The organism is Bacillus sp. FSL M8-0049, assembly GCF_038593355.1.
In the GTDB taxonomy this organism is placed as follows: Bacteria; Bacillota; Bacilli; order Bacillales; family Bacillaceae; genus Bacillus; species Bacillus safensis.
Window position 1 is genome coordinate 1,701,325 of sequence record NZ_CP151986.1, and the last position, 18,682, is coordinate 1,720,006.

Annotated in this window: 20 protein-coding genes; 15 read left to right on the plus strand and 5 right to left on the minus strand. The window is 40.7% G+C overall.

The features are described from left to right. Window positions 1-387: 387 nt before the first annotated feature. The 4 genes from NSU13_RS08650 (at window position 388) to NSU13_RS08665 (ending at window position 4,134) form a co-directional block, all read left to right on the plus strand. Entirely contained in the window at window positions 388-1,497 is a 1,110-nt protein-coding gene (locus NSU13_RS08650) for a hypothetical protein (RefSeq protein WP_342489993.1), read from the plus strand. Then, on the plus strand, window positions 1,498-1,632 hold the full coding sequence (locus NSU13_RS08655; RefSeq protein WP_254966822.1) for a hypothetical protein: 135 nt from the start codon (window positions 1,498-1,500) through the stop codon (window positions 1,630-1,632). 89 nt (window positions 1,633-1,721) lie between these two features. Then, window positions 1,722-3,647, plus strand: a complete 1,926-nt coding sequence (locus NSU13_RS08660; RefSeq protein WP_065214385.1) for a T7SS effector LXG polymorphic toxin — start codon at window positions 1,722-1,724, stop codon at window positions 3,645-3,647. 4 nt (window positions 3,648-3,651) lie between these two features. Continuing rightward, window positions 3,652-4,134: an immunity protein YezG family protein gene (locus NSU13_RS08665; protein WP_041117480.1), complete on the plus strand. Its 483-nt coding sequence runs from the start codon at window positions 3,652-3,654 to the stop codon at window positions 4,132-4,134. Between the two features lie 64 nt (window positions 4,135-4,198). On the opposite strand, the gene NSU13_RS08670 is transcribed toward NSU13_RS08665, so the two are convergent. Beyond that, window positions 4,199-4,660, minus strand: coding sequence for a macro domain-containing protein (locus NSU13_RS08670; protein ID WP_342489994.1), 462 nt, complete (start codon window positions 4,658-4,660; stop codon window positions 4,199-4,201). A 228-nt stretch (window positions 4,661-4,888) separates the two neighbouring features. Here NSU13_RS08670 and NSU13_RS08675 point away from each other — a divergent pair, with 228 nt between their 5' ends. Next, window positions 4,889-5,470, plus strand: a complete 582-nt coding sequence (locus NSU13_RS08675) for an undecaprenyl-diphosphatase (protein ID WP_046311175.1) — start codon at window positions 4,889-4,891, stop codon at window positions 5,468-5,470. Window positions 5,471-5,522: 52 nt separating this feature from the next. Here the strand turns inward: NSU13_RS08675 and NSU13_RS08680 are convergent, their stop codons facing one another. Next, window positions 5,523-5,894 (minus strand): iron chaperone, encoded by a 372-nt coding sequence (locus NSU13_RS08680; protein ID WP_046311177.1) that lies wholly within the window; start codon window positions 5,892-5,894, stop codon window positions 5,523-5,525. Window positions 5,895-6,436: 542 nt separating this feature from the next. Between NSU13_RS08680 and NSU13_RS08685 the strand changes: the two genes are divergently transcribed. Next, window positions 6,437-7,549 carry a tetratricopeptide repeat protein gene (locus NSU13_RS08685; protein ID WP_024425110.1) on the plus strand — a complete coding sequence of 371 codons (1,113 nt, stop codon included), beginning with the start codon at window positions 6,437-6,439 and terminating at the stop codon, window positions 7,547-7,549. Window positions 7,550-8,003: 454 nt separating this feature from the next. Continuing rightward, window positions 8,004-8,237: a hypothetical protein gene (locus tag NSU13_RS08690; protein ID WP_044335602.1), complete on the plus strand. Its 234-nt coding sequence runs from the start codon at window positions 8,004-8,006 to the stop codon at window positions 8,235-8,237. Between the two features lie 40 nt (window positions 8,238-8,277). On the opposite strand, the gene NSU13_RS08695 is transcribed toward NSU13_RS08690, so the two are convergent. Next, window positions 8,278-8,973, minus strand: coding sequence for a YoaK family protein (locus NSU13_RS08695; protein WP_342489995.1), 696 nt, complete (start codon window positions 8,971-8,973; stop codon window positions 8,278-8,280). Window positions 8,974-9,040: 67 nt separating this feature from the next. Further along, window positions 9,041-10,873, minus strand: a complete 1,833-nt coding sequence (locus NSU13_RS08700) for a DNA ligase D (RefSeq protein WP_342489996.1) — start codon at window positions 10,871-10,873, stop codon at window positions 9,041-9,043. Between the two features lie 115 nt (window positions 10,874-10,988). Here NSU13_RS08700 and NSU13_RS08705 point away from each other — a divergent pair, with 115 nt between their 5' ends. After that, a complete protein-coding gene (locus NSU13_RS08705; RefSeq protein ID WP_024425113.1) occupies window positions 10,989-11,837 on the plus strand; it encodes a Ku protein in 849 nt (282 codons plus the stop codon). Between the two features lie 217 nt (window positions 11,838-12,054). On the opposite strand, the gene NSU13_RS08710 is transcribed toward NSU13_RS08705, so the two are convergent. Beyond that, a complete protein-coding gene (locus tag NSU13_RS08710; protein WP_041117496.1) occupies window positions 12,055-12,498 on the minus strand; it encodes a DUF2188 domain-containing protein in 444 nt (147 codons plus the stop codon). 160 nt (window positions 12,499-12,658) lie between these two features. On the opposite strand from NSU13_RS08710, the gene NSU13_RS08715 reads away from it, so the two are divergent. The 7 genes from NSU13_RS08715 (at window position 12,659) to NSU13_RS08745 (ending at window position 18,672) form a co-directional block, all read left to right on the plus strand. Beyond that, entirely contained in the window at window positions 12,659-13,132 is a 474-nt protein-coding gene (locus NSU13_RS08715) for a VOC family protein (protein WP_342489997.1), read from the plus strand. A 48-nt stretch (window positions 13,133-13,180) separates the two neighbouring features. Then, window positions 13,181-13,594 (plus strand): Rrf2 family transcriptional regulator, encoded by a 414-nt coding sequence (locus NSU13_RS08720; protein WP_034283385.1) that lies wholly within the window; start codon window positions 13,181-13,183, stop codon window positions 13,592-13,594. 101 nt (window positions 13,595-13,695) lie between these two features. Beyond that, complete coding sequence (locus NSU13_RS08725) at window positions 13,696-14,547, plus strand: SDR family oxidoreductase (RefSeq protein WP_342489998.1); 852 nt, start codon at window positions 13,696-13,698, stop codon at window positions 14,545-14,547. A 189-nt stretch (window positions 14,548-14,736) separates the two neighbouring features. Continuing rightward, the gene (locus tag NSU13_RS08730) at window positions 14,737-15,459 is read left to right on the plus strand and encodes a (Fe-S)-binding protein (protein WP_323650248.1); all 723 of its coding nucleotides are present in this window, start codon (window positions 14,737-14,739) and stop codon (window positions 15,457-15,459) included. 15 nt (window positions 15,460-15,474) lie between these two features. Continuing rightward, on the plus strand, window positions 15,475-16,896 hold the full coding sequence (locus NSU13_RS08735) for a LutB/LldF family L-lactate oxidation iron-sulfur protein (protein ID WP_342489999.1): 1,422 nt from the start codon (window positions 15,475-15,477) through the stop codon (window positions 16,894-16,896). Further along, entirely contained in the window at window positions 16,896-17,618 is a 723-nt protein-coding gene (locus tag NSU13_RS08740) for a lactate utilization protein C (protein ID WP_101677149.1), read from the plus strand. The genes NSU13_RS08735 and NSU13_RS08740 overlap by 1 nt, the downstream gene beginning before the upstream one ends. A gap of 145 nt (window positions 17,619-17,763) precedes the next feature. Beyond that, complete coding sequence (locus NSU13_RS08745; RefSeq protein ID WP_034283398.1) at window positions 17,764-18,672, plus strand: DMT family transporter; 909 nt, start codon at window positions 17,764-17,766, stop codon at window positions 18,670-18,672. Window positions 18,673-18,682 lie beyond the last annotated feature (10 nt).

Sequence of the window (18,682 nt, forward strand, 5' to 3'; positions counted from 1 at the left end):
TCTATCTATATGTAGGTCTAATTTTAGATGTACGATTAAACCAATCGGCAAATAAAATAAGGGGGCTGAGCTTTTTGTAGTTGAGAACAAATGTTTAATTAACTACTTTGATTTCATTATGATAAGAATATGATTGACCCCTTCATGAACCTGGCTGAAACTCAGTCAGGTCTTTTTTATATCAATTTTAAAACATGAAGGCGGTCATTCTAAAAGAAATAAGTAGGCAGCTCCTCTCTTATAACCAACTCTTTTAATTACACACCATTCAATTATTATCATATTTGCGGGATACCGAAAATTTCTATTATGAGTAGACTCACTTTACATATGTTGTAAATCACGTGTTAGAATATACAAGGGATTTGTTTTGAAGGGGGTAAAGGGATGACAGAATTAATTGCCTCTCAGGAGGTAGGAAACATGTTAAACACCTGGAATCTTGCCATACAAAAAGGGGATTTGTCGGCAGCTATTGAAATGCAAGATGACATAGACAAGGCAATCGAACAAATGGAAGAAAATCAAGATATTCTTTTGTACTATCAACTATTAAGCTTTAGACTTAAGCTGAAACTTCAGAATATTAGCAAAAACCTAGATAAGCCATTCTTTGAGAGGAATGCACCAGACGAAAAAGAAGAGAAGACAAACAAACTCATGTCCTATTACTTCTATTTCTATAATGGGATCTATCATGACTACTTACAAGATTATGATAAGGCGCTAAGTTATTTCAGAATAGCTGAAAAGAAGTTGGCCTATGTCGATGATGAAATAGAAAAAGCAGAATTTCATTATAAATTAGCTGTTCTATTTTATGATTTGAAAATGACTTTCTTATCTAAATATCATGCTCAAATTGCTTGTGACACATTTAATGCACATGAATCATATATCAAAAGACAAATTAACTGTAGAATGCTGCATGCGCTGAACTTAATCGATCAATTTGAATATGAGAAAGCAAGTGAACTTTTTAATGAAGCAGAGAACATGATCCGGAGTATCAATGACAATCATTTAATTATTCATCTCTATTACAGCATGGGTTTTTTGGAAAGCAAAAGAGAGAATGCTGAGAAAGCATCTGCATTTTTTAGACGCACACTGAGTTATGAAGAAATTGAGCAACAAATGTTATTAAAAATGAGATGTTTATATGAACTAGCCAGAATAGAATTATCAAATCAAAGCAATGAAGTGATTGAATGGGTTGATCTAGGCATTTCCTTGTCGGAACAAGTGAACCATCACATTTTTCAAATTAAATTTAAATTGTTAAAAGAACTATTATATGAAACAAATGAAACTCAACAAGCCAATATAAGTAATTTGTGTGCAGAGCTTGAAGAAAGAAAAGTTTGGGTTGATTTAGAGGAAATCTTGGTTGATGTGGCGAAATATTTAGAGGAAAAAGGTTTGTTGCAACAATCATTGAAATACTATAAAAGAGCCTTACATGCAAGTCAATTTGTAGGAAAAGGAGTGAATTAAATGAAAAAGTCTTTTTTTATTCCATTATCAATAGCTGTGGTAGCATTAGGTACACTTTTCTTTACAAATGGTTTCATTCAACCTCAACATGATGATGTCCAAACCGTCGCATCAAGAGGGAGCTCTGGAGGATAATTGGTTAAAAAACGATAAAGTGGATTAAAGTGTAAGACTCCTTATGGTATTCTAGTAAAAGAATACGCCATAAAAGGAGTCTTTTTTATATGAAAATATTAGATGCTCCATCTTTACTATCAGCTGTCGAACAAAGGTCAAAAGCCTATCAGGAGCTTCGAGACGAAATGCAGCATGTGAAAAAAGCATTAAAAAGTGTGTCGGGATTAGGTGATGAATTTACTGGAAAAGGTGCAGACAATATTAAAGCCTTTTATGAGGATCTTGCGCTTTACACAGACACTTATCTTGATTTTATTGATATGCAAAAAGCTTTTTTAGATGGGGTAAAAGGAAAGCTTGATGATGAATCGTTAGGCGGGAGTACATTTATTGATGAGCATTTCTTAGGCGCTCAACTGAAACAAGGGATTCAGAATAATAAAGATATGGTCAAGGAACAAAAAGAAGCCCTATCCACTATTTTTGATGACATCAGTGATCTCATAGAACTGAATGTATTTTCAAGTAAAGAGGTCAATGAACATTTAGACGATGCAAACGAAAAAAGAAAAGAGGCAATTGATGCTGTACATAAATTAGATCATGCCCTAAAAACAGAGTACGAAAAATCAGAAGCGATTGAGAAACATCTTGCAACCTTTTATGCAAAAATGATGGCTGCTACAGGAAAAGGGAAAAATGCGCAGCCCATGTATTACGATGCAAAAGCATTTCATGAGACAAATGTGTACAAGAATCATGATAAAATCGATGCACAGGTGAAAGCATATTTAAAGGTGAAAAAAGAAGAAAAAGAGAAACGAAGAATCAAAGAATTGAAAGAAAAACTCAACGATCCTTCGTGTATATCAGAGGAAAAATACTTTGAGATTGTAGACGAAATTGGATATGAAAATCTTTCTTACGATCAAAAAATGTATTACAGCCAGCTTCTCCAGATCAAAGCGCAGGAAGAAGCATCAGAGGGGTTCGTTGATGTTGTAAAAGGTGCAGCAGTTGGTCTATATGATGTGGCCAAAGATACAGTAGTTGGCATCTACGATCTTGTGACAGATCCTGGTGGTGCCGTTGAATCGGTCGTAACGGCTGTTTCTCATCCAATTGAAACGTCGAAAGCGATTGGTAAGTCGATTTCAGACTCATTCCAAAAAGAAGTCATCGATGGTGATGCATATTCTCGATCACACTGGTTCGCCTATGCGACTGGTTCTCTAGCAGAAATCGTCTTTGGTTCTAAAGGGGCAGGTGCCATTACAAAAACGGGGGCAACAGCAGCCAAAACGACGGTGAAGAAAGGCCTTGAGCAAGGAGCAAAATCATTAGACAGAGTTTCTATTCCGAATCTATTGCCATACTCACCAAAGTTTCAAATGGCTGGCGGCCCGAAGCTGCCGTATAACGTGTTTGACGGAGAAAATCTCAAAAATAAACTCCTCTCCATGGCGAAGCGTCTAGACAACAATTCAGGATACGGCATCTCTAAGACAGGCAGACGCTTACCAGCACCAAAATCACCACCAACCGTTGTTAGTTACGGAGAACACTATGTGAGATGGAAACGTAAGAAAGTATTAAAACCGAATGTCGTTTATTCAACAAAGCAAGGCTACACCTACACAACCGATCACTACGGACGTATTGTCAAAGTCGAAGCAAGTGATTTAAAATACGGAGAGGTCAAAAGAAACCAATATGCCCAATCCAATTCAGGAAAGCCGGATCGATTATCAAAAGATGACGGAGGTCACTTGATTGCCTCTATTTTTAAAGGGTCTGGGGATATTGATAACCTTGTTCCGATGAGTTCACAGATTAATAGAAGTGGCGGGAAATGGTATGAGATGGAGCAACGGTGGTTGAAAGCTTTGAAAACCGATCCACCTAAAACTGTGACTGTTTCAATAAAAGCATTTTATGAATCCGATTCGTTAAGACCATCTGAATTCCTAGTCAAATACAAGATAGACGGAAGAGTTTATACAGACACAATATATAACAGACCAGGAGGATGAACAAATGGAAACAAAAGAGATGGAAAGCTTATATAGAGAAATAGCCAGAAATTTAAATGAAATGATTCCAGTGGAGTGGGATACAATTTGGATGTATGCAGAAATGTTAGATGACTCTGCATCTGCTCTCTTTTATTTTACGGTTCCTAATAAAGAGGAATATTTTTATTCACACAATATCCCAGATCAATATCAGGTTAGTGAAGACATATATGATAGCCTGTTGATTAACTTACAAAGAAAGCTAAGACAGTTGAGGGAAGAGTATACTAAAGAACAATCAGATAAATGGACAACTGTAAAAATGAAATTGACTTATTCAGGAAAAATGTCAACAGATTTTGGTTACGATGATGTATTTTCTTTAGGTATTGACAATATACAGAGAATAGCAGTTTGGGAATATGAAACGTTTGGATTTTTACCCGATGATGAGGAAGATAAAGAAGCCGTGCTAAATTTTATAAAAAATAAAGACGATAACTAACGCACAATACCCTCCGATTAAGGAGGGTATTTGTCATATATGTTTCATAAAAGCCTCATTTCCATTATTTAAACCGATAAATCGTCACCTCACAATCACCCAGTACCTCTTCAATCATCTCTTCCACAACCGTCCAATCGCCGCCTGCCAATCCGCAGCCGATCCCGTATGGAATGGCGATGGACGTTTGGTTTTTCTCTTCAGGTGATTGTGTCACTGTATCCTTTAGGTGTTGAAAGCAGCTGCGTAAGGCATCGTAGTCTGTTTGCTTTCTTGTTCTTCCGTATCCAGCTTGGGCAAATAAGTTGGCAATTGTTTTTCCGTCTTTTGTTGTGATGAGTTGAACGGAGCTTAACAAGTCATCTCCTTGTTCTGTACATAACTGTTTATAATCTTTGTACACATTCGGATATTTGCTTTTGATCTGTTTTGCTAATCCAGCGCCCATGACTCCTTTACAGTTCACCTGGTGACAGATGATGTCTTCGCTTGCCTCTAAAATGTTGCCATCCACCGTTTTGATCATATGATGTAACCCCTTTTTGATAAAATGCAAACCTATGTTCTATTATAACAGTTTTGTTCCTGTGATTTAATAGCTTTTGATGATTTTTTAGTTAGTACACGATGTTCAGGTGACAGCAAAGTGACAAACATGTCATATGATTCCATAGTTTGTTCGTTCGATCGATGGAGGCAGACATCTCATTTCAATTATCTTTATCATAAATCAAGTAAAAAGGGATGAAATGAGATGCAGGGACTTAATGAAGATTTATTTAGGCGGGTGAATCAGTTCAGTATCGATCATGGTTACTTGAATCCGATATTTATTGGACTAGCTGAATATACAGTGCTGCTGGCAGCGCTCATGTGTCTGTTCGTATGGTTTCAAAATCGCAGCAGGTACAATAGGGCGATGGTCGTATCTGCCGGAGTGACCTTCATATTGGCAGAGTTACTTGGGAAAATCGCAGGGCTCCTTTATTTCAATCAGCAGCCCTTTGCAGAAATGAGCCACGTCAATCTTTTGATTCAAAAGGAAGTGAATAACTCGTTTCCAAGTGATCATACCATCTTTATTTTTTCGATTTGCGTGATCTTTTGGCTGTTTCACAAACGCCATATGTATTGGCTGATCATTGCGTGTGCTGTTGGTTTTTCAAGGATTTGGGTAGGTGTTCATTATCCATTTGATGTCTTGGCAGGAGCTGCTATAGCGTGTTTAACAGCCGCCGCCGTTGTATATGTGCCGCTATGCCAAAAGAGCGTTGATGCCCTTTTGTCATGCTATGAATGGCTTGAACAAAAATTGGTAGGGAAGAGAACAAAATAACATTGTTGCAGCAAAATACCCCGATCTGTTAACGCTGAGATCGGGGTACTGTTTATTTTCGCCAAAACGTTGAACAATCCGCTTTGTCTTCAATATTAAATTCGATGATTTTTTTTAGGAGAGGATAATCAACTGGCAAGCTCTCTTTCATGCGAAACAGATTTTTCCCATGATCGTACCCAGCTTGTACAATGTCAGCTGAAAATTGATTAATTCCTTTAGCTTCTGGTGCGACAGAAATGTGATGTTTTGCCACGCTAAACCCAATAATAAATGTGCCGTGATCTGTGAACATGGGCTGATTCCAAGCAATTCTTGGCTCTAATTGAGGGAATGTGTCTTCTACCCATTGTAAGATGTCTTGAGTTCGCTGCTTCAGCTCTGGGTTACCGATTTTGCTGATATATTCTTCAAACACATGCATGATATTTTATCCTCCCAATCCATCTACCTCATAAGCCTCAGACGGGATTCGAACCCGCACTCCTTTCGTAAGCATAGGCTAGGGGCAACACGCTTCCCTACGGAATTTCACCGACAGGAATTTCACCTGTCTCAGCTCATGTGCTTTTCGGTGCTTCTGAAACCCTTGCCTTGCGACCCGCCAGCTACAATTTGTTTTACGGCGCTCTTCCCTTCTAGAGCTACTGAGGCGTGTAAGTGATTGATCATATTATATAAAGAAATTGGATAAATGAAAAGCTGCTATGAACCATCATAAGATTAGAAAGCCTCGACATTGGGCTTTTTTCATTTCATCTCGAGATGTTTATTTTAAAAAAAGGCGGAATTTTTTCGCAAATATCATTGACTAGGAGAAAGAAACGCACTTTCAATGGAAACGGTTATTGAAGATTCAAGTGATTCATATTAAAATGATGTCAAATGGACTAATTAGCAATTGCTAATAGAAGTTCCATATTTAGTGAAATATGTGTTGCAGCTGAAGGTGATTGGGGGTGTAGAATGAGCAAAGTTCCTGTTGCGGAATTGGCATCACTATTAAATGACTGGAACATGGAAATCAAAAAAGATCATGCAGATGAGGCAGAACGGTTATTTGCCAAAGCGAAAAAAGCGGTAGAGGAAATTGACGATGCGGATATCCTCATATACTATTCTCTTCTTGAGAAGAGGCATCACATTCTTATGTACAATTTAAGAGGTCAAAAAGGCAATGTTTCAACGAAAAGCATAGAGGGTCATTATGGAAAAAAAGAAGATGACCTGTCTAATCGTCTTGCCTATTATTTTGATTTTTATGAGGGTGTGTATGAGCAGCATCAAGGTAATTATGAGGTTGCATTGCAAATGTATCAAAGTGCTGAAAAGCTCTTAGATAAAATTCCAAGTGAGATAGAACGTGCTGATTTCGATTTTAAAGTGGCATGGCTTTATTACCGGCTCAGTCATATCATGCTCTCATTAAGCTATATCCGCAGAGCGCTGCACGTCTATAAGCGGCACAAGCAGTATGAAAGAAGAACGGCCCTTTCATACTCTCTTATAGCAGCGAATCTAACGGAGATCGGCCGGTATGAAGAGGCGCTTGAGAATTATCGTCTGGCGGAAGAAGTTTTGACAAATGAGCAGGATGATTTTATGCTGGCTCAGCTTCATCACAATGTGGCCATTTTATATTCATTTTGGAATAAACCGAAGGAATCGATACGTCATCTTGAAAAAGCACTGTCCCATCAAGAGTATTATGATTCAGATTTCTTTTTCCATTCTACGTATCTGATCAGCCGGGAACTCTGTGTGATTGGTGAAAAGCAGCGTGCAAGCCAATATATAGAGGCTGCATATGCCAGAATAAAAGATGCTTCTCATGAAGTGTTTCAGCTAAAAATAGGCATCGTACATGATCTTTACTTAACGCATGCGCCACAAAGATTTCAGCAAATTGATGAGAAATTAAGAAAGTTAGAAGAGAAGAATGAATATCATGAAGTAAAAGAGCTATCACAATTTGCAGCAAAATATTGTGAAAAGCAATCACTTTATGAGCAGTCTGTTTTTTACTTGAACAAAAGTTTAGAAGCGGATTTACATATGAAAAGAATGGGGTTGATTTAAGATGAAAACAGGATTAAAAGTATTATTCGTTGTAGGTTTAGCGGTCGCTGCGACTGTTCTGACGCAAAACGTTGCAGGTTCTTTCGAAGTTGCAGAAAAAATCATTGGTGGTTAATACCATTTATCTCTCGCCCTTGTTGATATCGTCAGCAAGGGTTTTTTGTGTTTTAATAGGCTCTTCTTATTAAACGCTCCAAGAACGTTTAATAAGAAGAATTCGCAACAAAGGGGGTGTGCAAATTTATTACCTGCTCCATTATTCTAAATAAACATAGGGCAGAGCAACAAGTTAAAAAGGTCACTTTTCTTTGCTTAATTTAATTTTTTGCAGGACTTTTCATTCAAATTTTATCAAATTGGTCTAATGTACATAGAAGGAAAGAAAAAGCAGGAGCACCGCCCCATTTGTCATGCATATGATGAGATAAGGTCTGATTCGAAGGCAGGTGATTGTATGTATCCACGGGTTTATGGTGGTTTTCATGGAGGCGGTTTTAGCGGAGGCGGGGCACATATTGGGCCGGTTGGTTCCCATATCGGCTTTGGCGGGTCTTATTTGAGTCCTGGTGTATTCTCTGGCTTAGGCGGTTTTCCTGGGTACGGAGGATTCGGGACATTTTCTGGATATCCATATGGTTCAACGTTCATCATGGGACGCCCTCCTGGTTTTTATGTCAGGAGTTATTAGTGTAAGATCACAATAATTGAAATAGCCATCTAAAGAGAGGCTATTTCAATTGGTGAAAGTGCTTCAATCCAGCAGTTATCACAATGATGCCTAGAATGATGATCGGCAGCCATATGATGATAAACGGATCGTAACAATCTGTGTATGCGGCAATAGCTGCACCTAGGCAGTAGAAGACAATAGAGCCTATTCGCATCAAGCTTACAAGCTGGATAGGGGCCTTTCTTTTTTCCCGGTATGATATGCGCTGGGCTGCATCTTCAAATAGGTTAGCAAGTGTACTTGTGAGAACGGTTGTGGAAATGCCAGCAACATTCAATTTACGTGCGGCCGCCGTTTGCATGCCCATAGCCATACTTAAAAGAATGATCAGCATAAAGTAAGCACCTTGTGTATAAGGGAAAATGGTCATGAGAGCAAATAGAAGCAAAATCATCAATTCGATGATAAAAATGCGGGTTACGGCTTTTGGCCAAAACGTTTTCTCGTGATTTCCGCCTATCACCACTGCAAGTAAAACCCCTAAAACGAATCCACTTAGAGCAATGATGGAATGAAGGGCTGTTAGCTGCAAGGAGCTTCCTGCTGCAATGCCAAGCAGCACAATATTACCTGTCATATTGGCTGTAAACACATGCCCTAGGCTTAAATAGCCAATCACATCCACAATTCCTGCGGAAAGACATAAGAAAATCAAAGCTGTATTTCGAAATGAATGTGCGGTCAAAATAGTCATCCCTTTCTTCCTCTCTAATGAATAAGTGTAACGCTTCATGACCGCAAATGTCCATCTGATGAGATTGTCACATGTGTGCAAGCTGATGTAAGACTTGTCTAAAAGCATCATCATTCACAAGGTGCCTCATGCGGCGGAACGGATCGCCCTTTTCCTTTAAACGCTCTATAACAGCCGGCATCGTAAAAAGAGAAGGATGAAGCTCATCATGATAGAGTTCGTCCCATTCAAGCGGTGTCGCAACAAGTCCAAGCTCATTTCCTCTTGGAGAATATGGAGCGATGATTGTTTTCCCAGCATCGTGCTGAATGTAGTCTAAATACAAGCGATTGCCGCGTTTTTTCTTAAGGCGTTCCAGAGTAAAAAGATCCGGTGCTTGCTCACATAAAAATTGGCATATGAACGCAGTGAATTGTCTTGTTTCTTCGTATGTGAAGGCGTTTTTCTTTAAAGGAATATAGACTTGAAGCCCTTTACCTCCGCTTGTTTTAATAAAGGCTGTGAGAAAAAGCCCGTCTAAAAGCGCTTTGATTCGTTTAGCCGCTTCTATGGCTAGATGAAACTCATTTACAGATGGCGGGTCTAGATCAAAGACGATTTCTGTCGGCCGATCCGTATCTCTTGTCTCAAAAGGGATATGAAATTCCATCGCCAGCTGATTGCCAAGCCAAAGAAGCGTACGAGGATCATTACAGACCGTATAAGAAATATCATCAACTTCATCTGTTAAAACAAAATCCGGCGCATAATCAGGTGTCGACTTTTGATAAAAGAATTCGTCTCCAGTGCCATGCGGATACCGAATTAAAGTAAGACGCCTTTCACGTAAAAAGGGCAAAAGGTAGGGAGCCGCTTGTCTTAAATAAAGTAAGTAATCTGCCTTGTTTAGTTGAAGAGCCGGGACAATCGGTTTCTCAGGGTGGGTGACGTCTATAGCAGCAGGGAGTGGATACAGCTGTTTGAGCATTTGCTGAAATGTACATGCTGCTGGATCAGCATCTAGTAAAAAGGAAGAAAAACGCGGCTCTCTTAACGCCGATCCATCAAAGGATATACAAGCAATGCTGGCAACGATAGAAGGAGGGATTTCGTATAATGATCCTCCTGTTAACTGGCCTTTTGTCTGAAATAGCGTACGCAGCGTTTGTTCTTCTTCTTTAGAAAAACCATGCTTGAATTGGACAACCTCGATGAGAGCCGAATCTTGATAAATGGAACCTTGAAAATAGCCATTTTCTTTGTCAAAACGGGTGACAATGACAGAAACATACCGCCAGTTTTTCATTTTCAGCCATTCTTTTGAACGAGTATTGTCATGCCACTTACTCATCTTTTTTTTCGCTACTAGTCCTTCTGCTAAATACGTCGTCATCACGTTTTTCATGTATTCAGAGTCTGGGTCTGTAAGAATGACCTGCAAAAGGGAAGGGTGCTCAAGCTGAACTGAGGAGGGGAGCTTTGCTTTTTGGAATAATTGCTGAAGCTGATTTTTTCTTTCCATCAACGGTGAATCAACGAGAGGTTTCCCTTTGCAGCTTAATAGATCGAATGCAATGAAATGACACGGAAATTGTTCAGCCTGTCGTTGGATGGCTTCTTTGTTTTTCAGCCTGCCTCTTTGCTGAACCTTCGCAAACTCGCTTTGCTGTTCACTCAGTAAAAAGACCAATTCTCCGTCAAGTGTCAGCGGTAAAAAGGGAGCAAATTGGTCTCTTAATTGCTCGCACTGCTCCATCACTTCAGGAAATTGCTTATTTAGCCGTTTTCCGGTCCTGCTTTCTAAACGAATCTCGTCTTCTTCCCATACAAGAATAGCCCGAAATCCATCATATTTTAATTCATACACCCAGTCTGCACCGGCAGGTATATCATGTGCAGGTGTTAATCGCATAGGTTTCATTGTGCATGTCACTTCCTTATATCGTGTGTTCTTAGAGTGGGATGAAATTTTCAATCACATACATAAGTCTGATGAAAACATTACATAGTAAGGAGAAAAGAACGGAGGAAACGCGATGCATACAGTATGGAAAGGCGGCATTAGTTTCGGATTGGTCAATATTCCAGTCAAGCTGTTTACCGCTACAGAGAACAAAGACATTAAATTAAGACAGCTGCATAAAGAGTGTCATACGCCCATTAACTACAAGAAAGTATGTGCCAATTGCGGTGAAGAAGTAGCGCCGGAACAAATCGTGAAGGCGTATGAATATGCGAAAAATAAATTTATTGAATTGGACGATGAAGAGCTGGAAAAACTGCGAAAAGAAAATGAAGAAAAAGCAGTTGAAATCATTGATTTTGTAAAGATTGAGGAGATTGATCCAATCTATTACGAAAGAAGTTACTTCTTATCACCGGATACCGGCGGAGCGAAGGCTTATTCATTATTAAGAAAAGCTTTAGAGGAATCGGGGAAAATTGGTGTCGCAAAAATTATGATTCGCTCAAAGGAGCAATTAGCGATCGTTAGGTGCTATGAACATATTTTGCTGATGGAAACCATTCATTTCCCTGACGAAATTAGACAAGTATCAGATGTGCCGAATATCCCCCAAGAGGAGAACATTGTAAAGAAAGAGTTAGATACAGCGCTCCTTTTAATCGAGCAGCTGACCACAACGTTCGATCCAGCGGCATATCAAGATGAATACAGAGAACAGCTGATGAATTTAATTGGCGATAAAATATCTGGAGAACATACCGTTCAGCCAGAAACGACAGGCAAAAAAGATCCTGCAGCCAATGTGACAGATTTAATGGCCGCACTACAGGCTTCGATCGACCGATCAAAACCAGCCAAAGCGAAAAAAGCAGCACCTAAGAAAAGAAAAACTCCAGCGAAAAAAGAAAAGAATGCTTAAAAAAAGACCGCTGACAAGCGGTCTTAAATTGTTGACAAAAGGCTAAAATGATCTTTATTTTAGCCTTTTGTTTTCATTCAGCGTGATAGAAAACCTTTGCAGTCTAGGAAGGACGAGTACCGGAGTGGAACGAATTTGACATTCGTGAGCACCGGAGCGCAGACCTGACAAAGAATGCGAGGGTTTGTCTACACGCTAAGACCGCTGACGAGCGGTCTTATTGCGGCTTTAACACATCCTGGATCGTCCCATCTTTTCGATGAATGACAACGGATGTTCCTTTATTAGCTGAAATCTCCTTGGCCCGGTCAATTGCTTCTTGTTTTGTTTCTTTGACCTCACTTGCTCGTTTCGCTTTCTCTGTTTGAACCGCCCAGCCTTCCTCGTGTTTCACAACATGCTGCGCCTGATCCATGAGCTCTGGTCTTGCGGAGCTGCTGTTCTCAGAAGGTTTGACAGAACCATGAGAGGAGAAATTTTCTACCTCTTTCTCCGTTGCGTTCTTTTTCCACTCTTTCGCTTGACTGATTGCAATTGGAATGGCTCTATTTTCCTCATAGCCTTCCTGAATCATTTTATTGGCAATCTCAAGCGCTTTTTTTCGAATGACGTTGTCTAATGATTGAAATGAAGCTGGATAATCGTTCATCGTCCAAGGCATAAGAAACGCTCCTTTCTTTTATTTGAACACCTTCCCCCATCTGTAATGGATCAAACATTCAAGTTCTCTCAATCCAATGTTGGGGATAAAATACATCGTTTTGCTGAGGCAGAATCTCATCAATTCCCGCAGAATAGAAGGTAGAAAAGGAGTGATTTTGATGATGATGAAAGGTTTGTATGAAGCACATTTACCTGTGAGTGATTTGAAGGCATCGATTGCGTTTTATGAAAAATTGGAATTGACACTTGCTCATGAAAATGAACGAGTTGCTTTTTTATGGATTGAGAAAGGAAAAAGCTGGCTTGGCATATGGAAGGCTGATATGTCCACTATTCCATATCATCCAGCGACTCGACATGTTGCCTTCCAAATTAAAACATCTAGTATTGGACAGATCAAAGAATGGCTAATAGAAAAAGGGATCGACATTCATCCTATGTTTGGCTTTTCGGATGAGCAGCAGCCTTTAGTTCTCGATAATCCGCCACAATTTCATGCCGCCATTTATTTTCTTGATCCCGATGGGAATCTGCTTGAATGTATCGCACCACTAGAAATCGATGCATCAGAACAGCATGAGATGATGACATTTGAAGATTGGGATCGAAAGAAAAATCCGTTTATTGATTGACAAGATCACTCATTGTAACTATAGTGGTTACAACGGTGGTGAAAGATCGTGAAACAAATTAGCAGCAGGTATCCGATTGCTGTTCATATTGTGTCATTTATTGCAGGTGTTCCAAAAGAGTGTACAGGTGATTTTATTGCAGAGAGCGTGAATTCAAATCCAGCCATTGTTCGAAAAATGATGGCAATGCTCAAACGGGCGGGTCTCATTGAAATTCGCCGCGGAGTAGGCGGTGCTTATTTAAAAAGACCGGCTGAGGACATCACGCTCTTAGATGTGTACCGTGCTGTGGATGTAAGCGAGGATGAAGAATTATTTAACTTTCATCAGCCCGTCATCGCATGCCCGATTGGTCAAGCGATGGATACGAGACTGCGGCATGAACTAAAAGAAGCACAAGCTGCACTTGAGAATCACCTAAAGCAAGTGACAATTCAGCAATTATTAACAGAGGCGGAATAAAAAAGCTCGTACTTTGGAGCTTTTTTTACACCTTTGTTGTAACCATTTTGATTATAACGTATGCACATCACCGTTGAACGAAAAATGAGGAGGTCAAACAAATGAAATTATTAGTAACAGGTGCAACAGGACAACTTGGGACGCTCGTCGTCAAGCATTTGCTCACAAAAGTACCGGCTGAACAAATTGCAGTCAGTGTTCGAAATCCGCAAAAAGCAGCACATTTGAAGGATGCTGGGGTGGATGTACGCCGTGGAGATTTTACTCAGCCAGACACCCTGACATCAGCATTTAAGGGCATTGATCGTCTGTTGATCATTTCAACAGCGGATGGAGACCGTGTGCAGCAGCATAAAGCGGCAATCGAAGCGGCAAAAGCAGCAAATGTGGCATTTATTGCTTATACAAGTGTTGTCAATGCAAGAGAGAGTCAGCTTATCCTTGCAAATGACCATGCTAAAACAGAAGAAGCCATTGTGGCCTCTGGCATTCCTCATGTATTTTTAAGAAACAACTGGTATGTTGAAAACGAAAAAGATACGATTCTGGCGTCAGTCAGCGGCGCACCATTTTTAAGCCCTATTGGCGAAGGAAAGGTTGGCTGGGCAACAAGAAATGACTACGCAGAAGCGGCAGCAAATGCGTTAACACTTGCCGTACATGATCAGGAGATATATGAACTGTCAGGACCTCTTCGGACGCATAGTGAACTTGCACAAATTGTTAGTAAGGTAAGTGGAAAAGAAATCAAAGTAGAAAAAATAGATGTAGACACATTTGGAGACTTTTTAGCTTCAAATGGTGTACCAAAAGAAGCAGTGCCATTTGTCAAAACCATTCAAAGCGGCATACGCGATGGTGCTTTAGCCATCGAAAGCCAAGATTTCGAAACATTACTAGGCCGGCCGTTAACACCTATTGAAGAGAGAATCCGTGAATTGATTTCAGAATAAACAACAAAAACGCCCTATGAAAAGGGCGTTTTTTCATTTAGTCACACGAATCATAAGGACAAATTTTAGACAAATCACTTCGTTGAAATTTCAGAAATTTGGGATTAAAATGAAATTAGGGTCTGTTATTTAGTCATCAGATGACCAGAATGATGAATCAAAATGCAGCAATAGAAGGGAAGTTCGCCGATGAAAGTCCATTTATTCGTTACTTGTTTAATTGACACGATGCAGCCAAATGTAGGAAAGGCGACAGTGGAAGTATTGGAAAGACTCGGTGTTGAAGTGGAATTTCCAGAAACACAAGTGTGCTGCGGGCAGCCAGCCTTTAACAGCGGCTATACAAAAGAGACAATCAAAGCAGCGAAAAACATGATCAAAGCCTTTGAATCAGCTGAATATGTTGTGACACCATCAGGTTCGTGCAAGGCGATGTTTTTAGAATATCCTCATCTTTTGAAAGAAGACCGAGTGTGGTCGGCCAAGGCTGAGGCACTTGCCGCAAAAACATATGAATTAACAGAGTTTATTGTTGATATATTACACGTGACAGATGTAGGCGCGAGCCTGAAAGGAAACGCAACCTATCACACCTCTTGTCATATGACGAGACTGCTGCGCATTAAGGAGGCACCTTTTACCCTATTGTCAAATGTCAAAGATTTGACGATGAAACCATTGCCCCGCGCAGAAAATTGCTGCGGATTTGGAGGAACCTTTTCAGTGAAAATGACCCCTATTTCTGAGCAGATGGTTGATGAAAAAGTACAAAGCATAGAGGAGACAGGCGCCGAATATATCATTGGTGCTGACTGCGGGTGTCTGCTGAACATTGGCGGGAGGCTGAACCGTCTTGATAAACCTATTCAGGTCATGCACATCGCAGAAGTATTAAACAGCCGCGGACTTTAAGAGGGGGAACGGCACATGAGTATGAAAATTGGAGAAAAGGCCTTTAAAGAACGGATCGGGGATGGCTTAGAAGACGCTGTCATGAGAGGTGCTGTCTCCTCAGCACAGGAACGCCTGTATAAAAGAAGGCTGACTGCAAGCGAGGAGCTTGGCAATTGGGAAAAGTGGCGTGAGCTTGGCGAGGAAATCAGGCAGCATACGCTGACGCATCTTGATGATTACTTATACCAATTAAGTGAAAGTGTAAGTGCACGCGGAGGCCATGTCTTTTTTGCGAAAACAAAGGAAGAGGCATCAGCATATATTCAAGACGTGGCACAGAAAAAAGCAGCCAAAAAGGTCGTCAAATCAAAATCAATGGTCACAGAAGAAATCGAGATGAATCAAGCGCTTGAAGAGATCGGCTGCGAGGTAGTCGAAAGCGATCTTGGTGAATATATTCTGCAAGTGGATGACCATGAACCGCCTTCACATATTGTGGCACCCGCCCTTCATATGACGAAAGAACAAATACGGGAAGTATTTCATGAAAGGCTTGGGTATGAGATGTCAGACACACCTGAAGAAATGACGAGTTTTGTGAGAGCCATCTTGCGTGAAAAATTCCTCGAAGCTGATATTGGTGTGACCGGCTGTAATTTTGCAGTGGCCAACACAGGGTCCATCTGCCTTGTGACAAATGAAGGGAATGCAGATCTTGTCACGGCTATACCGAAGACGCATATTGCCGTTATGGGAATGGAGCGGCTTGTTCCAACAATGGAGGAGCTGGATGTCCTTGTGGGTCTTTTGTGCAGGAGCGCAGTCGGTCAAAAATTAACTAGTTATATTTCTGTCGTGGGACCAAAAGGAGAAGGAGAAGTAGATGGACCAGAAGAATTTCACTTGGTCATTGTGGACAATGGGCGGTCAAATATATTAGGAACGCCCTTTCAGCCTGTTCTCCAATGTATCCGGTGCGCAGCCTGCATCAATGTATGCCCGGTTTACCGGCATGTTGGCGGACATTCGTACGGTTCGATTTATCCGGGGCCAATCGGAGCTGTTCTTTCGCCGCTTCTTGGCGGCTATGATGACTATAAAGAGCTCCCCTTTGCATCAAGTCTGTGCGCAGCCTGCACGGATGCTTGTCCAGTGAAGATTCCGCTTCACGAGTTATTGATTAAACATAGACAGGTGATCGTAGAAAAAGAGGGCAGAGCGCCTAAAGCTGAAATGATGGCGATGAAAATGTTTGGTATGGGGGCATCGTCTCCCGGAATGTATCAATTTGGAACAAAAGCAGCCCCTGCGCTCTTGAATCGTATGGCTTCAAACGGACAAATTTCAAAAGGGATAGGCCCTTTAAAGAATTGGACAGATATTCGTGACCTGCCAGTTCCAAGTAAAGAAAGATTCAGGGATTGGTTTAAAAAGAGACAAAAGGAGGAGAAGTGATGAAGGGGACCATTTCTCACCGAGAGTCGTTTCTATCTCATATCCAGCAGCAATTAGGCAAAAACTCCTCCCCATCTGCATCAATTCAGCGTCCGGAATGGAGGCATCAAGTCCAGTGGGAAACAAACGGAAGTTTGTCTAAAGAAGAGCTAGTCGAGCAATTGAAAAAGCAATGTCAGCAAATTCACACAAGAGTGGTCGAAACAACACCGGAGGAAGCGCCCTCTGTATTACGATTATTGATGACAGAATATGGTGAGGGCTCTGTAATGACATCGCGTGATCGGCGTTTTGAACAATATGGTTTCCGTCCTATGTTTGACAGCTTGCAACAAGAAGGAATTTCCATCACCAGCTGGAATACAGATGCATCAAGAGAAGAAAAATTAAGGCAGGCAGAACAAGCGAAATATGCAGTTGTGTTCAGTGATTATACCCTTGCAGAATCAGGTACAGTTGTCCTTTCATCCCACCAAGGTCAAGGAAGAGCGCTGCATTTTTTACCGATGATGTATATCGTGTGTATAGAGAAAAGCTCAATTGTTCCGCGGATGATTCAGGCTGTTTCGGCTCTCAATCGCTCAGTAGAAGAGGGGGAGAAGCCGAAAGGTGCCATCCATTTCATATCAGGTCCAAGTAATTCTGCCGATATTGAAATGAATTTAGTGGTGGGGGTTCATGGCCCAGTTCAGGCCGTTTATCTGTTAATAGATGATGAATGAAGGCTTTCGTCATGAAAGCTTTTTTTCATCCAGAAAGCTCGCGCCAGTTTTAAAAAATCATCTTGCCACTAGGTGAATGGACATAGTAAGATGACGACATACAAGATGAACTGCTCATCTACTGCTGATGTAAAGGAAGCTGCTAATGGAAATGAAGACAACTGCTCAAACGAAATCAATTGCACTACCGCTTGTGATTTCAATTATTGCCATTTCGTTTTCTGCAATTATTGTGAAATGGTCAAATGCACCTGCTGCTATTTTAAGTATGTATCGAATGATCTTTGCGGCGGCTCTCATGCTGCCGTTTATCCTACCTAGAAAAAAAGAATTTCTCTCGATAAAGCGAAGAGACTGGTTTTTCTTATGTATGTCAGGCTTCTTTTTAGGGCTCCATTTTGTGTTGTGGTTTGGCTCACTGAAACTGACGACAGTGGCAAGCTCTACCATTATTATCGCCCTTCAGCCGATGGTCTCCTTATTAGGCGGATTCCTCATTTTCCGTGAACGAACAACAATGTCTGCTCTATTGACGATGTGTGCAGCGATTGTTGGTGCCCTCATGATAGGCTGGGGAGATATTGGTCATAGCAAGGAAGCCATCTTAGGAGATATTTTATCCTTTTTGAGTGTGATTGCTGTTGTTTGTTATTTGTTAATAGGCCAACAGGCTGTAAGAAAAATATCTCATTGGATTTATAGTTTTTGTGTATTTGGTTTTGCCGGTCTTTTTTTAATTTTATTCAACCTGCTTCAGCAAACCCCTTTCACAGGCTATCCGGGTAAAGAGTGGGGAATCTTTTTATTGCTCGCCATCATTCCCACCATGTCTCATGTCATTAATAATTGGCTTTTAACCTATGTGAATGCGACAACCATTTCAATGAGTATTCTTGGTGAACCTGTTGGGGCAACGATCCTTGCTGTATGGCTGCTTGGAGAGAAAGTTACACTGCTTCAAATGCTTGGCGGCCTGCTTGTTCTTTTAGGCGTCTTTTTCTTTTTGATGCAGCAGCGTCAAGGAATCGTGATGAAAACAAAAAAATCCGGTTAACTTCCGGATT

Bases quoted from the DNA above. Each gene is read 5' to 3' on its own strand.
- NSU13_RS08650 (WP_342489993.1), top strand. From the start codon at position 388: ATGACAGAATTAATTGCCTCTCAGGAGGTAGGAAACATGTTAAACACC.
- NSU13_RS08655 (WP_254966822.1), top strand. From the start codon at position 1,498: ATGAAAAAGTCTTTTTTTATTCCATTATCAATAGCTGTGGTAGCATTA.
- NSU13_RS08660 (WP_065214385.1), top strand. From the start codon at position 1,722: ATGAAAATATTAGATGCTCCATCTTTACTATCAGCTGTCGAACAAAGG.
- NSU13_RS08665 (WP_041117480.1), top strand. From the start codon at position 3,652: ATGGAAACAAAAGAGATGGAAAGCTTATATAGAGAAATAGCCAGAAAT.
- NSU13_RS08670 (WP_342489994.1), bottom strand. From the start codon at position 4,660: ATGATCAAAACGGTGGATGGCAACATTTTAGAGGCAAGCGAAGACATC.
- NSU13_RS08675 (WP_046311175.1), top strand. From the start codon at position 4,889: ATGCAGGGACTTAATGAAGATTTATTTAGGCGGGTGAATCAGTTCAGT.
- NSU13_RS08680 (WP_046311177.1), bottom strand. From the start codon at position 5,894: ATGCATGTGTTTGAAGAATATATCAGCAAAATCGGTAACCCAGAGCTG.
- NSU13_RS08685 (WP_024425110.1), top strand. From the start codon at position 6,437: ATGAGCAAAGTTCCTGTTGCGGAATTGGCATCACTATTAAATGACTGG.
- NSU13_RS08690 (WP_044335602.1), top strand. From the start codon at position 8,004: ATGTATCCACGGGTTTATGGTGGTTTTCATGGAGGCGGTTTTAGCGGA.
- NSU13_RS08695 (WP_342489995.1), bottom strand. From the start codon at position 8,973: ATGACTATTTTGACCGCACATTCATTTCGAAATACAGCTTTGATTTTC.
- NSU13_RS08700 (WP_342489996.1), bottom strand. From the start codon at position 10,873: ATGAAACCTATGCGATTAACACCTGCACATGATATACCTGCCGGTGCA.
- NSU13_RS08705 (WP_024425113.1), top strand. From the start codon at position 10,989: ATGCATACAGTATGGAAAGGCGGCATTAGTTTCGGATTGGTCAATATT.
- NSU13_RS08710 (WP_041117496.1), bottom strand. From the start codon at position 12,498: ATGCCTTGGACGATGAACGATTATCCAGCTTCATTTCAATCATTAGAC.
- NSU13_RS08715 (WP_342489997.1), top strand. From the start codon at position 12,659: ATGATGATGAAAGGTTTGTATGAAGCACATTTACCTGTGAGTGATTTG.
- NSU13_RS08725 (WP_342489998.1), top strand. From the start codon at position 13,696: ATGAAATTATTAGTAACAGGTGCAACAGGACAACTTGGGACGCTCGTC.
- NSU13_RS08730 (WP_323650248.1), top strand. From the start codon at position 14,737: ATGAAAGTCCATTTATTCGTTACTTGTTTAATTGACACGATGCAGCCA.
- NSU13_RS08735 (WP_342489999.1), top strand. From the start codon at position 15,475: ATGAGTATGAAAATTGGAGAAAAGGCCTTTAAAGAACGGATCGGGGAT.
- NSU13_RS08740 (WP_101677149.1), top strand. From the start codon at position 16,896: ATGAAGGGGACCATTTCTCACCGAGAGTCGTTTCTATCTCATATCCAG.
- NSU13_RS08745 (WP_034283398.1), top strand. From the start codon at position 17,764: ATGGAAATGAAGACAACTGCTCAAACGAAATCAATTGCACTACCGCTT.